19 protein-coding genes are annotated in these 14,631 nt (G+C 60.6%); 11 read left to right on the plus strand and 8 right to left on the minus strand.

Features of this window, described 5'->3' with window-relative positions; genetic code table 11:
- Positions 1–249: 249 nt before the first annotated feature.
- The 3 genes from ACERJA_RS09515 to ACERJA_RS09525 all read left to right on the plus strand — a co-directional run bounded on the left by ACERJA_RS09515 (position 250) and on the right by ACERJA_RS09525 (position 2,025).
- Entirely contained in the window at positions 250–1,227 is a 978-nt protein-coding gene (locus ACERJA_RS09515) for a transcription initiation factor IIB family protein (RefSeq protein ID WP_373607958.1), read from the plus strand.
- A 116-nt stretch (positions 1,228–1,343) separates the two neighbouring features.
- Positions 1,344–1,523, plus strand: a complete 180-nt coding sequence (locus tag ACERJA_RS09520) for a hypothetical protein (protein WP_373607959.1) — start codon at positions 1,344–1,346, stop codon at positions 1,521–1,523.
- A gap of 265 nt (positions 1,524–1,788) precedes the next feature.
- Positions 1,789–2,025: a UPF0058 family protein gene (locus ACERJA_RS09525; protein WP_373608475.1), complete on the plus strand. Its 237-nt coding sequence runs from the start codon at positions 1,789–1,791 to the stop codon at positions 2,023–2,025.
- Positions 2,026–2,179: 154 nt separating this feature from the next.
- On the opposite strand, the gene ACERJA_RS09530 is transcribed toward ACERJA_RS09525, so the two are convergent.
- Complete coding sequence (locus tag ACERJA_RS09530) at positions 2,180–2,677, minus strand: DUF555 domain-containing protein (protein WP_373607961.1); 498 nt, start codon at positions 2,675–2,677, stop codon at positions 2,180–2,182.
- A 149-nt stretch (positions 2,678–2,826) separates the two neighbouring features.
- On the opposite strand from ACERJA_RS09530, the gene ACERJA_RS09535 reads away from it, so the two are divergent.
- From ACERJA_RS09535 to ACERJA_RS09545, 3 genes are all read left to right on the plus strand, one after another.
- Positions 2,827–3,726: a DNA-3-methyladenine glycosylase gene (locus ACERJA_RS09535; RefSeq protein WP_373607963.1), complete on the plus strand. Its 900-nt coding sequence runs from the start codon at positions 2,827–2,829 to the stop codon at positions 3,724–3,726.
- Between the two features lie 51 nt (positions 3,727–3,777).
- Positions 3,778–4,095, plus strand: a complete 318-nt coding sequence (locus ACERJA_RS09540) for a DUF3784 domain-containing protein (RefSeq protein ID WP_373607964.1) — start codon at positions 3,778–3,780, stop codon at positions 4,093–4,095.
- Positions 4,096–4,188: 93 nt separating this feature from the next.
- Positions 4,189–4,467, plus strand: a complete 279-nt coding sequence (locus ACERJA_RS09545; RefSeq protein WP_049889584.1) for an acylphosphatase — start codon at positions 4,189–4,191, stop codon at positions 4,465–4,467.
- A gap of 43 nt (positions 4,468–4,510) precedes the next feature.
- On the opposite strand, the gene ACERJA_RS09550 is transcribed toward ACERJA_RS09545, so the two are convergent.
- Positions 4,511–5,017 (minus strand): hypothetical protein, encoded by a 507-nt coding sequence (locus ACERJA_RS09550; protein ID WP_373607965.1) that lies wholly within the window; start codon positions 5,015–5,017, stop codon positions 4,511–4,513.
- Between the two features lie 258 nt (positions 5,018–5,275).
- Between ACERJA_RS09550 and ACERJA_RS09555 the strand changes: the two genes are divergently transcribed.
- Positions 5,276–5,710 (plus strand): hypothetical protein, encoded by a 435-nt coding sequence (locus ACERJA_RS09555; protein ID WP_373607966.1) that lies wholly within the window; start codon positions 5,276–5,278, stop codon positions 5,708–5,710.
- Between the two features lie 120 nt (positions 5,711–5,830).
- Here the strand turns inward: ACERJA_RS09555 and ACERJA_RS09560 are convergent, their stop codons facing one another.
- Complete coding sequence (locus ACERJA_RS09560) at positions 5,831–6,187, minus strand: hypothetical protein (RefSeq protein ID WP_006064242.1); 357 nt, start codon at positions 6,185–6,187, stop codon at positions 5,831–5,833.
- 143 nt (positions 6,188–6,330) lie between these two features.
- On the opposite strand from ACERJA_RS09560, the gene ACERJA_RS09565 reads away from it, so the two are divergent.
- Both ACERJA_RS09565 and moaC read left to right on the plus strand, forming a co-directional pair.
- Positions 6,331–7,758 carry an NAD(P)H-hydrate dehydratase gene (locus tag ACERJA_RS09565; RefSeq protein WP_373607967.1) on the plus strand — a complete coding sequence of 476 codons (1,428 nt, stop codon included), beginning with the start codon at positions 6,331–6,333 and terminating at the stop codon, positions 7,756–7,758.
- Entirely contained in the window at positions 7,751–8,251 is a 501-nt protein-coding gene (moaC, locus tag ACERJA_RS09570) for a cyclic pyranopterin monophosphate synthase MoaC (RefSeq protein ID WP_373607968.1), read from the plus strand. Before ACERJA_RS09565 ends, moaC begins: the two co-directional genes overlap by 8 nt.
- A gap of 92 nt (positions 8,252–8,343) precedes the next feature.
- Here the strand turns inward: moaC and ACERJA_RS09575 are convergent, their stop codons facing one another.
- The 5 genes from ACERJA_RS09575 to ACERJA_RS09595 all read right to left on the minus strand — a co-directional run bounded on the left by ACERJA_RS09575 (position 8,344) and on the right by ACERJA_RS09595 (position 12,133).
- Positions 8,344–9,087 carry a beta-ketoacyl-ACP reductase gene (locus tag ACERJA_RS09575; RefSeq protein ID WP_373607969.1) on the minus strand — a complete coding sequence of 248 codons (744 nt, stop codon included), beginning with the start codon at positions 9,085–9,087 and terminating at the stop codon, positions 8,344–8,346.
- A gap of 169 nt (positions 9,088–9,256) precedes the next feature.
- Positions 9,257–10,735, minus strand: coding sequence for a class III poly(R)-hydroxyalkanoic acid synthase subunit PhaC (gene phaC, locus ACERJA_RS09580; protein ID WP_373607970.1), 1,479 nt, complete (start codon positions 10,733–10,735; stop codon positions 9,257–9,259).
- Positions 10,732–11,280, minus strand: a complete 549-nt coding sequence (locus ACERJA_RS09585) for a poly(R)-hydroxyalkanoic acid synthase subunit (RefSeq protein ID WP_373607971.1) — start codon at positions 11,278–11,280, stop codon at positions 10,732–10,734. The genes phaC and ACERJA_RS09585 overlap by 4 nt, the downstream gene beginning before the upstream one ends.
- Positions 11,281–11,331: 51 nt before the next feature.
- Positions 11,332–11,817, minus strand: coding sequence for a hypothetical protein (locus tag ACERJA_RS09590; RefSeq protein ID WP_373607972.1), 486 nt, complete (start codon positions 11,815–11,817; stop codon positions 11,332–11,334).
- 4 nt (positions 11,818–11,821) lie between these two features.
- Positions 11,822–12,133 (minus strand): AbrB/MazE/SpoVT family DNA-binding domain-containing protein, encoded by a 312-nt coding sequence (locus tag ACERJA_RS09595; RefSeq protein WP_006064249.1) that lies wholly within the window; start codon positions 12,131–12,133, stop codon positions 11,822–11,824.
- A gap of 270 nt (positions 12,134–12,403) precedes the next feature.
- On the opposite strand from ACERJA_RS09595, the gene ACERJA_RS09600 reads away from it, so the two are divergent.
- Complete coding sequence (locus tag ACERJA_RS09600; protein WP_373607973.1) at positions 12,404–13,039, plus strand: MaoC family dehydratase; 636 nt, start codon at positions 12,404–12,406, stop codon at positions 13,037–13,039.
- A 119-nt stretch (positions 13,040–13,158) separates the two neighbouring features.
- Entirely contained in the window at positions 13,159–14,604 is a 1,446-nt protein-coding gene (locus ACERJA_RS09605) for a phosphomannomutase (protein ID WP_373607975.1), read from the plus strand.
- Positions 14,605–14,631: the final 27 nt, after the last annotated feature.

The following is a 14,631-nucleotide window of genomic DNA, read 5'->3' on the forward strand; positions in this document are numbered from 1 at the left end:
GGTGAAATGACAGCAAATGTGTCTTTGGACTCATCGCGATCGGGTATGACACTGGCCGCCAGACGCTGTCGGACTAATCCACATAATTAATACATATATAACCGAAACATATATACCTGTTTCCCCGAGTAGTTTATAAAGTAGGCGAAACCTTTATAAGCCTTCCGGCCTTACTCTATGTTAGCCGAGGCGACCGGGTTTCTTCTGGTTACCCCACCCGGGAGCCCCGAGTAACCAACTCGATACACTATGACAGACACTCGAATCAGAACCTATACGAACGAAAAGGAACAGGAAAAAGAAGAAACGACCGAGCGGTCGGGTGAGCAAGAGCACTGCCCAGAGTGTGGTGGCCGTCTCATCACCGACGAAGAGCACGCCGAAACAGTCTGTACGGACTGTGGACTCGTCGTCGAGGAAGACGAGGTCGACCGTGGTCCCGAATGGCGTGCCTTCGACGCCAGCGAAAAAGACGAGAAGTCCCGCGTCGGTGCCCCCACGACGAACATGATGCACGACCAGGGGCTGTCGACGAACATCGGCTGGCAGAACAAGGACGCATACGGACGCGCCCTCTCGAGCCGCCAGCGCCAGAAGATGCAGCGCCTGCGCACGTGGAACGAGCGGTTCCGCACCCGCGACTCGAAAGAACGCAACCTCAAGCAGGCCCTCGGCGAGATCGACCGCATGGCCAGTGCGCTCGGCCTTCCAGAGAACGTACGCGAGACCGCCAGCGTCATCTACCGACGCGCCCTCGAGGAGGATCTCCTCCCAGGCCGATCGATCGAAGGCGTCGCGACGGCCTCGCTGTACGCTGCCGCCCGTCAGGCCGGCACACCACGCAGCTTAGACGAAATCTCGGCCGTCAGCCGTGTCGAGAAGATGGAGCTGACCCGAACCTACCGGTACATCATTCGGGAACTCGGTCTCGAGGTCAAACCTGCTGACCCCGAACACTACGTCCCACGGTTCGTCAGCGACCTCGATCTCTCGGATGAGACCGAGCGCATGGCTCGCGAACTGCTCGAGTCGGCCCGTCAGGAAGGCGTCCACAGCGGTAAGTCGCCGGTCGGCCTCGCCGCCGCCGCGGTGTACGCTGCCGCCTTGCTGACCAACGAGAAGGTCACCCAGAACGACGTCAGCGATGTCGCCAGCATCTCCGAAGTTACCATCCGAAACCGGTACAAGGAACTGCTCGAGGCCTCCGATACAGCAACTCCCGCATAAGGACGAGCTGTCGGGTGTGTGTCATCGGGTCGAGCCGTTTATTTTGGGTTGGGGCCGACCGATCGGCGAGCGAACGTGCGACAACACTTTTGAGTAATGGTGTGTAATAGCGTGCCATGGACCAAACGTCCGTGAAACTGTTGTGCCCCGAATGTGCGAAAAGCTGGCAGAGTCCACCTGGTGAACTTGATGCGCCTGCGACGATGTTCCATTGTCCCAACTGTCACGCCTCTCGGCGACTGTCCGAGTTTATGCGAACGGACCGTGATCTGCAGACGCTGAAGCAACTCGGCTGACCGCAGTGCAACGGAAGCTATTCGTGGCTTTCAGTCAACAATACTTGTGGATTAATTGCTCAAACACGATGTTGGAAAGATGAAGGAAATAATATATTGTAGTAGTAACACCATCTTATACTCGCTCCCTTCCGCCAGTATTCGGATAGTAGGCCTGGCTTTCAATCACATATCCTTTATGACACACAGGATATCGTATTAGAGGTGCATGCTAACGAGACTCAAGATAATAATATAACCCTGCAGTGGGTAGGCTTGCATGGTTATGAAGAAACAGGAGCTCATTCACCTTCACGGCCTTCTCGCGGAGGTATCGAACCAGTGTGCAGCGTGGGATGACTGTCAGATCAATCTTGAGGAGTACGAATCGCTTGGTATTCGACCGACATCGATTCATAAATCAAAAACTGATCATAAAGCAGCTGTCTTTGCGCTCGCCGGTGGAATTACAATGAATATGCGTGAAGACGAACAAGAAGCAGTTGCCGCTACCGCAGACTGAGAAATTCGTCGCCTCCTTCGATCATTACAACTCCGTACTGACAAGTCTCGTCCTGGGTGACCGTTTCAGTCGCGACACGTCAGCCGATTGCAAAAGCAGAACTGAATTAATCGGGTATTCCACCAGGAAACAGTCGGTCGCTCACTTGTTACAGTCAGTCTCGTTCGACTAAATCCTCGAATTCGGGAAGAATATCGTCGTCATCGGTCTGGTCAGCATCGGTTTCAGATGGCTCATCCGCAACCGATGGAGACTCGTCTTGGTCGGTGTCTTCGTCTCCATCGGAATCGGTTTCTGACGCCTCTTCGTCGTCTTCGTCCTCGAGTTCGTCAATCTGTAACACCTCGAGCGGGATGTTCTCGAGGCGCTGGCCGATCTCCTTGCGGGCGATCCGTGAGGCGTGTTCCTCGCGCTCGACGTTGAAGACGGTCATCTCCAACTCGAGTGCAACGAGTGCTTCGTCGGCGGCGATAAACGCAGGTGGCAACTCCTCGCCCGCTGGCGACGTGCGCTCACCCATATTGATCTCGACGTAGTTCAAATCAGGGTTCAGCATTTCGCCCGTCTTCGAGATGGCGATGCGAATCGCCTCGTCTTCCGTCTCGACATCGAACACCGGCACGGCAGCCTCGACGACAACCCTGCAGTCCATACCATGGTATTGTCTCGCCACCAGTATGAAAGTTCGCCCCAACAAATGAATCGGCCGCCGACAGGGAGTCTGCGTGGTTACGATGCCGGCATCTATCGCTGTCGTCAGGTTCGAAAGGCAAAAGCATACGCCCCCGAAGGCACGGACAGATGGAGACAGGGACGATCACCCTCGACGGACTCTCCGGCGGCCTCGATCTGTACCGCACGCTCGAGAGCGGCCAGAGCTACTGCTGGCGACGGAGCGATGGTGAGATGTACGGCGGCTCGCCTGCACCTGACGCGTGGTATCACACCGTCGTCAGGGGGCCAGAAACGGACTCGGACGCCGTAATCCGTGTCCGCGTTCGCGATGGGCACCTCAAGTGGGAGTCGACGGTCGACGCCGAACCGCTCGTCCGCCGGCTGTTACGATTGGACGACGACCTCGAGTCGATCGTCGCGGCCGCGCCGGACGATCCACTCCTGGATGAAGCTTACGCGGCCCACCGCGGGATGCGACTGGTCGAAGATCCATCCTTTGCCTGTCTGATCTCGTTTATCTGTTCGGCCCAGATGCGTGTGGGCCGAATCCATGGCATGGTCTCGACGCTAGCCCGCGAGTACGGCGACCCGATCGAGTTCGACGGCGACGTCTACCACGCGTTCCCAACGCCACCCCAGCTCGCAGCAGCGACCGAAGCAGAACTGCGCGATCTCGGCCTCGGCTATCGAGCACCCTACGTCGTCCGCACGGCGAAGATGGTCGCCGACGGCGAGGCCCACCCCGAGGAGGCACGCGACCTCGAGTACGAACAGGCTCGCGAGTATCTGACCCGGTTCGTCGGCGTCGGCGACAAGGTGGCCGACTGCGTCCTCCTCTTCTCGCTTGGCTTCGACGAGGCCGTGCCGCTGGACACGTGGCTCAAGTCGGCGATTGAAGAGTACTATCCCGACTGTGATCGCGGCACCTACACGGCGACCTCGAGAGCGATTCGGGACCGATTGGGGGGCGAGTATGCGGGCTACGCACAGACGTACATCTTTCATCACCTGCGGACCGGGGAATGACCCCAATTCGAGACGACGAACTTTTTGTTAGCTAGTTGATTATAGTGGCGTATGAGCCCCGAGTCGCCGCTCTTCCTTGGTGTCGCTGCGGGGTTCGTTGGGCTCCTGGGCGTCCTCATCAAATACGCCGGTGCAGTGCGGTTAATCGCAGGCTACGACCCGGACCGAGTCACCGACGAAGCGGGACTTGCAGAGTTCATCGGGACGAACACGCTCTACGTGGCTGCGCTTCTCATGTCCGTCGCAGTCGTCGAGTACACCGATCCGTTCGACGGAACAGCGGTCGTCTGGATCGTGTTCACCATCAGCGTCATCGGGCTCGCTGCTCGCATGATCGTTGGCAGTCGTCGCTACGAAACGTCGGAGTGAGCGCATGGGTCAGTGGCTGGCAACTCGAGCGATGCCGCGGTGGGACCTCGACAGGGAGCCGGATTTTTGACGCTCGCACTCGAGAGTCCAGTCATGACGGATCGAACCCGCGCACACGTCTTCGTCTCCGGAACCGTCCAGGGCGTCTACTACCGTGCAAACACGCGTGAAACAGCCCGCGAGAAGGGTATCGACGGCTGGGTGAGAAACCTCGAGGATGGCCGCGTCGAAGCGGTTTTCGAAGGGCCTGAAGCCGCCGTCGAGTCGATGGTCGAATGGTGTCACACGGGCAGTCCCGCAGCCGACGTCGCAGACGTCGATGTCGAGTACGACACACCACAGGGTGAGGACGGCTTCGAAATTCGGTACTGAACCGCCTTGTGTGGGGTCGCCATCACTCCCATCCCAAGTCGGCCTATTCGTCCGACTCGAGTGCTTGTAGCGCTGCCTCGAGCCACGCCGGCTCGTCGGTGTACTTCCATTCAGCCCACTCTGCCTTCTCACCGGCGTAGTACGCACGGTACGCGCCGACGGGGTCGCCCGGCCGTTTGTACTCGTTGGGCATCGCCTGTGGCCGCGGCGTCGGCTCCGTGGTCGGAAACGCGATCTCGGTGGGGTCGATGCGCTCGATTACTTGCCAGCTGGCGTGGTCGTCGTCTTTGTCATACCGCTCGACGAACTCGGCGTTGAGCGCCCCAGCGTGGTCGCGCAAGCGAAGCCAGTTGGCTTTCGATTCCGCGGTCCACTTCGTGACCGGGTGGCCGACGTGGGTCGATCCATAGAGGAAGTCAGCCTCATATCCGTTCTCTCGAGCTGCCGTACAGAGCATCTGTGCCGCCTCGAGCAGCAGTTTGTTTACGTGCTGGTCGCAGTGATACCGTGCGGCGAGGCGTGGATCCTCGTCGAGCCAGAAGACGTTCACATCGAACGGAGGTGCCCAAAGAACGAGACGCTACCGGTCAACGGCGGGTCTCAGAAAACGAGATCGAATGGCTCCACGCCGGCGAAACCAGGCAGTGCGATCACGAGCGAGCACGTGATGAACAGAACGACAGTGTACACCCGATCACCGACAGCCCTGCGTCAGAACGAACGCACAACCGTCGTTAGCAGTCGGTCTGATCGCGCCGACTGAACGGCAAAGCGGAGGGTTCATTTTTACGAACGCAGAACTGTCTGTATGGTCTCGCGACGACAGGTGCTCACAGCAGCCGGAGCTGGAATCGGGATCGGTGTCGCGGGCGTCGGGGTAAACGAGTCACTTCACCGCGGAAAGGTCTGGGAGAAGTGGATTCGTGGACGACGCGACGGCGAGAACGACGACCTCCACGTCGTCATCGCAGATACCACCACCCAGTCGCCCTACGTCACCGAACGGTTCGAAGACGCCGATGTGTTCACCCGCTCACAGGAGAGAGCGCCCGTCGTTACCGAAGAGACAAAAGCGACGCTTCAGGACCACTACGACGGCCTCGAGTACGGCGTTATCGTCAGCACGACCGGCGAAAGACAGGTTCGCGAGGGCGGAACGGTCTCTCGCGAGGCATTCAACGACGTCCAGATCTTCGACGAGGCGACCGCGGTCGCGGCCAGGGGACGGTTCCGGTTACTCTAGTCCCCACACGCTTCTCGCAGCCGCGGGTGTTCAATCAAGCCAGAAACCGTTCACAGTGAACCGGGGGCCGGCGATACGAGCGCATGTCGCTCGAGAGGGCCGTCGTCGGTGAGGAAAGCGTTATGATTCGGCGGCGGTGCTCCGATAGCCGGCAGTGAACTCGTATGCGACGAGAACGATCAGTAGCGCTGCGACGAGGCCCGCAATGAGCAGCCGTTCGCCCGGGTCTGCGCTGGAAAACCCGAGCATCGCGATTACGAGTGACAGGACAGCAGCGATCCGAACGCGCTGTCGGCCGGGAACGTCGTCGTCGGTGACGGCGAGATACAGTTGCGGCACGACGATTCCGATTCCAGCTAGAACGACGAACGTCACCACGGCACTCTGTGCACCGATGCCCGTAAGCCCGATGCCGACCACGGCGAGCCAGACGGCCAAAAGTGAGCCGATGAGGACGCGGTTTTCGCGGGAGACCATATGACAGACTATCCTGTTAGCTCCATCACCTCTTTGGAACTGTTCACGATCCAACGTCCACGGGCCGGTCCGGCGGTCGACTCTCTCGAGAGAAGAGATACACTCCCACACGCTTAACGCGCCCGCGGGCAAATCCATAGGATATGATTACAGGCAAACGGATGGCCGCCGTCGACGAGAACGCGGCCGCCTTGGGCGTCCCACAAAAGCAGTTGATGGAGTCGAGCGGGCACGCCGTCGCTCACGAAGTGAAAGACCTCACAGAGCCGGGCGCTCGAGTCGCGATCGTCGCCGGCCGGGGGAACAACGGCGGGGACGCGTTCGTCACGGCGAGATTTCTCGATGCGTACGACGTTACCACCCTGTTGCTCGGCCGTGCGGAAGCCATCGGCACGCGGATTTCGAAAGAGAACTGGAACGCACTCGAGTGCGCCGACTACGACACCCGCGAAGTAACCGACTCGAGTGCGTTCGACCTCCCCGAAGCCGACGTGATCGTCGACGCGATGCTTGGGACGGGAATCAGCGGCGACCTTCGAGAGCCGGCAGCGACTGCAGCCGAAGCGATCAACGCCGCCGACGCGACCGTCGTTTCGGTCGATGTCCCCTCTGGCTTCGACGCCGACGAGGGTGACCACGCCGACAACGGTGTCGAGGCCGACCACGTCGTCACCTTCCATGATGAAAAACCGGGACTGGCCGATCTCGAGGCCACCGTGGCGGTCGCGGATATCGGGATTCCAGCAGCCGCAGAGTGCCTCGTTGGACCGGGCGACGTCGCCCTCGCACGCCCTGATAGCCGGACGGGACGCGCGTTCGTCATCGGTGGCGGCCCCTACACTGGTGCACCGGCACTCGCCGCACAGGCCGCGCTCCGAACCGGGATGGAGCTCTCGTTCGTCGCCGCACCCGAATCCGTCGCCGGCGAAATTCAGGGGTACAGTGAGGATCTCATCGTCCAGCCCTACGAGCACGATATCCTCACGCCGGCACAGGTCGACGACCTCGTCGACACCGCAGAACGCTATGACGACGTCGTCGTGCTCGGCCCGGGGCTGGGCACCGCCGACGAGACGCTCGAGGCAGCCCGTCAGTTCCTCGAGTCCTACACCGGCCCGGCGGTCGTCGACGCAGATGCTCTCGAGGTCGTGCCCGGCCTCGAGACCGACGCAACGCTGGTCTGTACACCCAACCGACGCGAACTTGCGCGAATGGGCGGGCCGGATGTGGACGCACTGGCCCCAGTCGCAGACGAGATCGAAGCCTTCGCGGCATCGCTCGGTCACGTCGTCCTCGCAAAAGGTGTCGACGATGTCGTAACCGACGGCAACCGAACCCACATTAGCCGCTCCGGAACGCCCGGAATGGCGGTCGGCGGCACCGGCGACACGCTCGCTGGCGTCACCGCGGCGCTGTTAGAGCACGCCGACCCACTCGAGGCCGCGGCGGCGGCCGCACAGGTCAACGGCCTCGCGGGCGAACGCCTCGCCAACCGAGATGGCAACGGTCTGCTCGCCTCCGAATTATGTGCGCAACTCCCAGCAGTGCTGTGGGGTGAGAGCAATGAGTGACGAGACGACGGGCCACGCCGATGAGCTGACACACACCACTGACGAGGGCGATGTTCAGATGGTTGACGTCGGCGACAAACCCGATAGCAAGCGTCGCGCGGTCGCAGCCGGCGAGATTCGTCTCCAGCCGTCGACGATCGAGGCGATCCGTGAGGATGGCGTCGGCAAAGGCGACGTCCTCGCGACGGCCCGTATCGGCGCGATTCAGGCCGTCAAACACACCTGGGAGACGATTCCGATGTGTCATCAGATTCCGATCACGAACGTCGACACCGAGTTCGACCTCGGCGAGGACCGCATCGAACTCGAGGTTGCGGTCGGGACAACCGGGAAGACGGGCTGTGAGATGGAGGCCTTAGAGGGCGTCACGACCGGGCTCAACGTCGTCTGGGATATGGTCAAAGCCGTCGAGAAAGACGACGAAGGGCAGTATCCCGACACCGGCATCGAGAACGTGCGGGTGCTCACGAAGGAGAAACACCGAACGGAGTAGTCACAGACCGTTTCGGAGGGCGTTCTGTGCGGAGATGGAGAGTTGAGGACGTGATTTGCGGGGCGAACTGTCCGGCAGCGTAGCGATGAGCGCTAGAGGTCCATCCCGCCGTTGACGTCGATCACTTCGCCGGTGACGTAGGAGGACTCCTCGCTGGCGAGGAAGCGAACGACGGCAGCGATGTCTTCGACTTCCGCGAGTCGCTCGAGCGGGATCCCCGAGATGATTCGCTCGAGGACCGAATCCGGAACGCTCTCGAGCATGTCGGTCGCGGTAAAGCCGGGTGCAACGCAGTTGGCCGTCGACCCGCCCTTGGCGAGTTCAAGCGCGATCGTTCGGGTGAACCCGAACATCCCACTCTTGGCGGTGGCGTAGTTGGCCTGCCCGAAGTTGCCCTGCTTTCCAACGACGCTCGAGATGTTGACGAGCCGGCCCTCGTGTGCGTTCCAGATGTCGTCGAAAAACACCTGCGTGCAGTTGAACATCCCACCGAGATTGACGTCCATGACTCGATCCCACTCCTCACGGCTCATGTCCGTGAACTGTTCGTCGGCCGTGATGCCGGCGTTGTTGACCAGCACGTCTGCCGGGCCGAACGCCTCGTGGCAGACTTCGTGCATGTGCTCGACCTCTGCCCGGTCGGAGACGTCTGCACGCGCCGCAACCGCCTCACCACCGGCCGACTCGATCGCTTCGACGGCCTCGTGAGCAGAGCCCTCCGATGAGCGGTAGTTGATCACGACATTTGCACCCTTTTCACCGAGATGTTGTGCGATTCCCCGCCCGATACCGCGTGCCGAGCCTGTGATGACGCAGGTGCGTCCTTCCATCGACATGATGCATACCTATTGTAGCTCCGATGGTAAATAATAACCTGTTAGATATTGGAACCGAACTGGTTCGGCCCCACAGGAGTTATCACTGACAGAGACAGTTGCTGGACAGCAGTGTCAGGGGGACACGGCAGAAACCGAGTGAAGAACGAGTCGTGGTCCGGTGACGACGTCAGCGGTTCCGTGCCTGACCGATCCAGTCCTCGATTCGACTCGGCGAGATACCCGTCTCGCTGGCGAGGTCTGCGACGTCGGCTTCGGCAAGCTGGTCGAACGTCTCGATACCAGCGTCGGCCAGACTGTCCGCGTACGCCTGTCCAACACCGTTGAGGTCTGTGAGATCGTCCGCGTCGGCGTCGGCAACGGACTGGTCGTCGGCGGTCGTCTCAGTCGGCTCTGTGGGCTCAGACCCGACGTCTTCGTTGTGTTCGGGCTCGACGCCCGTCCCGCCATCGGTGACGTCCTCGAGACTGGATTGGCCGCCAGCATCAGCAGCGACCGCTGTGTCCGTGTCCGTGGTCGTTTCGGCCGAAACCTCGGCCACGGCCTCGGTTTCGGTTTCGGTCCCGTTCGAGCGTGCTTCGAACCACTCACAGACGTCCGGCCACAGCTCGTCGTGGCTGCGTGAGGAGACGGACATGCCGATGTGGCCCGTTGCGAACTCGAGGACCTCGGTATCGTCGGACGAGACGAACTCGTTGAACGGTTTGGAGGCCTCTGGCGGGATGAGGTGGTCGTACTCTGCGACAATCTGAAGCAGCGGCATGTCGATGTTCTCGAGGTCGACGTGTTTGCCGTCCAGATAGAGCTCGTTGTTGATCAGCTTGTTCTCCTGATAGATGTCGCGGATGAACTCCTCGTAGACGACGCCAGCGACGTCGATCCCCTCGTCGAGCCACCGCTCCATGCGAGCGAAGTTCTCGACGAAGTCCTCGTCGTCCATGTTCTCGTAGAACCGGACGTACTTCGTCACGTTGTTTGCGACGGGGTCCATCAGCGCGAATCCGACGTCCAAGAACTCGGCCGGAACGTTGCCGAACGTATCCGTCACTGTCTCGGGATCGTAGAACTCTTCGCTACCCCAGAGTTCGAGCACCCCACCGTCACCGGCAAAGCAAAGTCCAGCGGCCATCAAAGCCAGGTTCTGGACTTTCTCGGGGTGCAACGACGCGTACATGGCCGACATGGTGCCGCCCATACAGTAGCCGAGAATGTTGACTTTCTCTTCACCGGAGCGTTCGCTGACGACATCGACACAGTTGTCGATGTAGCGGTTGACGTAGTCGTCGAGCGACAGCTGTCGATCCAGCTTCGACGGCTCGCCCCAGTCGATCAGGTAGACGTCGAAGCCGGCCTCGAGCAGCGTCTGGACGACCGAGCGGTCGGGCTGAAGATCGAGGATGTACGGCTTGTTGATCAGCGCGTAGACGATGAGGATCGGAACGTCGTGTTGCTCCTCCGTCATCGGCTCGTAGTGGAGGAGCTTCAGCTTGTTCTCCTCGTAGACGACCTCGCTCGGCGTCTGTCCGACCTCGGCGTTCTCGAGCGTTTCGGTTCGCTCGGGGGCAACCTGGCTCTTTTCGGCCAGATCGGCGGTCGCCTCCCAGGCCTCTCGTTGCATATCCAAGACGGTTGCGTACGGGTTTTTCATTGTTCGTCGTCCAGGTGCTCGAGGACGCGATCGAGTTTCTTCTCGACGGCGTGTTGCCGACGCTCGAGTTCGACGAGGCGGTCACCAACCTCGACGACACCGTCCTCGGTTGCAAAGCCGAGCGACCGCAAGGTTTCCTGGGACGCCTCGTCGGCCTCCTGTTGCAGTTCGAGCACGTCGCCGACGGTTTCGCCGGTCATTTTGGCGAAGGCGGTCGTCGACATGACGTCTTTGAACGCCTCGTTGGCCGTGTTTAGCCAGATGTCACGGAACTCATCGACGTCGACGTCCTCGCCCTCGAGAGTGTCGTTCATCCGCTCGACCATCTGCTGTGAGGCGTTCATCCACGTCTCGTAGGCACGGGCGTACCCCTCGACACCATCGGAGAGTTCGTTGTCCTCGCTGACCTCGCCGACGGTCTCCGACCAGCTCTCGACGAACTCGGCCTGGGCTTCCATGTTGTCCTCGAGTGCGTCGAGAAACTGTTCATTCCACTGTTCGACAAACGCGTTCCAGTTTTGCATCTGGGGCTGTGAATCTGTCATTGGTATAAAATTGGGAATCGACTGTCAAAAGCCTACGGCCTCTTTCAACGTCTACGCAGAGACGTCGAACTCGTCGGTGGCGTCTTCGACGTTCTCGGCGACGGCGGAGACGTTCTCTTCGACCTGACCGTGGGCCTCGAGGACGGCGTCGAACGAGCTGTCGACCATCTCGGAGTAGTTCGCGGCGAACTCGTCGTAGGCAGCTTCGGACTCATCGAGCATCTCGAGCATGGACTCCATCGACTGGGTCTGGGCTTCGGAAGCGGAGTCGAAACCGTCGTCGACGAGTTCACGCATCTCGTCGAAGTCGGCGGCGTCCTCGGGCATCGAGGCCTCAAGGGCGTCGAAGTAGGCGTGGATGGCACCTTTGGTCATCTCGGTGTTGGACTCGAAGAGGGTGCTCGAGGACTCCATCGCATCGCTGAAGGCGCTGATCGACGCCTTCTGGGCCTCGAGAGCGTCGTGGGTAAGGTTCTGGGACTGTTCAACTGCGGTGCGCTGTGCGTCGAAAACGGCGGTGAATGGGTTCTGTGTCATGGTATTAGTCTCGGTTTCGTTTGACGGGTACGACGATCGTCTGGACGATATCTCCCTCTTCGATGTCGAGGGCTTCCCGCTCTGGACCGGGAATACTGATCCGACCACCGCTCTGGACACGGGCTTTGAACGTTGCCGTTCCCATGTTCATCGGGCCAAGCGCTGACCCGGTGTCAAACGGGTTCGAGCTTCCGGCTTGCATCATCTTCTGCAACAGCTCCTGCTGGGATTCGGCAACCTGCTCGCCTGCCTCCTGCATCTGTTCGGTGAACATCGCAGGTGGGAACCAGGGCGTTCGGTCGGAGTCGTCCGTCATCACCTGTAACAACGAACCCGATGCATATAAACCTTCCCACCAAAACCCATCTGATGCCATTGAGTGGTTCAATTTGTATTTTGACTCCGCTAGATGTTTCTATCTGTATTTTCGCACTCACATACATGTGGTATCGTATAACAATCGCTATTTTCGACAAAACAGCCCTAAGAGCGCCTCTAGTACTAAATTACTCGGCAATATATAGAGTAAATTCGTCTTGGGTAAGCCAAAGAAGTCATAACCATCACACACCTACAGACAGACTAGATGTCCCACCAGAACACCGCGAAAGACAATTTCGCTGCGATGACTGACGCGTGGGCGACGATGACACAGACGGTCCTCCAGAGTGCAACCGCGGCAAACCGTGCAGCGATGTCTGCAATGTTGGCCCCGGGGCTTTCGAACGGATCAGGAAGCGAGACTGTCGCTGCATCGATCCCGTCGATCGATCACTCTCATCTCGACTGGCAGTTCGACCGAACCGTCGACGATACCGAGAATATCAGCGTTGGCGACACTGTCACGTTCGAGAAGGTTCTCAGTGAAGACGACGTCCGTGCGTTCGCTCACATCAGCGGCGACACGAACCGACTGCATCTCGACGAGGAGTTCGCAAGCGACACCCGATTTGGCGAGCGGATCGTCCACGGCACGCTCGTCTCCGGACTCATCAGCGCCGCGCTGGCTCGACTCCCCGGACTCACGATCTATCTCTCCCAGGATCTCGAGTTCAGTGGCCCCGTCGGGATCGGCGACCGCGTCTCCGCCCGCGTCGAAGTCGTCGAAGACCTCGGGAACAGACAGTACCGACTCGAGACGGTCATCCGGAACGAAGACGACGATGCGACCGTCATCAACGGCGAGGCTGTCGTGCTGATCGACGATCTGCCTGACGAGTAATCGCGGTCTCAACGGCACCCCAACGTCGTCAGTCGGCTTGCCACCACACAGCTGCCGGTCCGATCCCCGCCCGGAGCGTGTGCAATGTTGCTAAGTAGCTCCTCGCGGAACGCCTCCCTATGACCTTATTCGGGACTGCAGGAATCCGTGGTCCAGTCGAGGAGGTGACGCCGGCGCTGGCACTCTCAGTCGGCCAGGCCGTCGGAAATCCTAGCAAAACGGTTGTCGTCGGCCGCGATGGTCGAGAGACCGGCCCCGCACTCGCTGCGGCCATCGAAGCCGGCCTCGAAAGTGCCGGTGCCGACGTCCGTCGACTCGGTGAGGTACCGACGCCAGCACTCGCGTTCGCCTCGCGTGGACGAACAGGCGTGATGCTCACCGCGAGTCACAACCCGCCCACGGACAACGGGATCAAGCTCTTTGCTGATGGCGTCGAGTACGACCGAACTGCCGAACGGGCCATCGAAGACCAGCTCGACGGTGCCAAGCACACGACCGACCTCGCTTCGTGGGACGAGTGGGGCCAGTCGTCGACCCACGACATTCTCGAGCAGTATCGCGACAGTGTCGTCTCATACGTTCTCGAGCAGTTCGACGGCACGGACACGGCACAGCCTGCGTCTACTGGCCCCCTCTCTGGGCTCTCCATCGCTGTCGACTGCGGCAACGGGATGGGATCAGTTGCGACACCACACGTCCTCGATCGACTCGGTGCCGAGGTCGTCGCAGTCAACGCGAACGTCGATGGCCACTTCGTCGCCCGCGAGAGCAAACCGACACCGGAGACCTTGTCGGCGTTTACTGCCTTTCTCGAGGAGGGAACGGAGACACAACGCGGCACGGAACGAACACGCGGTGAACCCGCAAGCGGATTCGATCTTGGGCTGGCCCACGACGGGGATGCCGACCGACTCGTCGTACTCGATTCGGATGGAGAGGTCATCCACGAAGACACGATTCTCGCCGTCGTCGCAGCCCACTACACCGACGCGGCAGATGTCGACGATCCAGTCGTCATCACCACACCCAACGCCTCCGCCCGCATCGACGAACAGGTCCGTGACGCTGGCGGCCGCGTCGAACGGGTCCGACTCGGGGCGCTTCACGAAGGTATCGCCCGAGAACGGAGCCGTGGGAACGACGACACAGAGATCGTCTTCGCTGCCGAGCCGTGGAAACACATTCACACGGCGTTCGGTGGCTGGATCGACGCCGTCGTCAGCGCTGCTGTCGTCGCCGCGTTAGTCGCCGACGCCGGCGGGACAGACGCCCTCCGGGAACCTGTCTCCGAGCGCCCCTACCGAAAGGTGAGCGTCGACTGTCCCGACGACGCCAAGGCCGAGACGATGGCCACCCTCGAGACCGCACTCCCCGAGGCGTTTTCCGATGCCACAGTCAACACCGACTACGGCGTTCGCCTCGAGTTCGACGACGCTTCGTGGGTACTCGTCCGACCGAGCGGCACCGAACCGTACGTGCGTCTGTACGCCGAGAGTGACACCGTCGACGAACTCGTCGAGACGACACGCGGCGTCATCGAGTCCGCAGTGTCCGAGTCGACGTAGCGTGCAGTAGGCAGTTTCTTGCACTCG

The sequence above is a fragment of the Natronorubrum sp. A-ect3 genome (assembly GCF_041821125.1).
Taxonomy (GTDB): Archaea; Halobacteriota; Halobacteria; order Halobacteriales; family Natrialbaceae; genus Natronorubrum; species Natronorubrum bangense.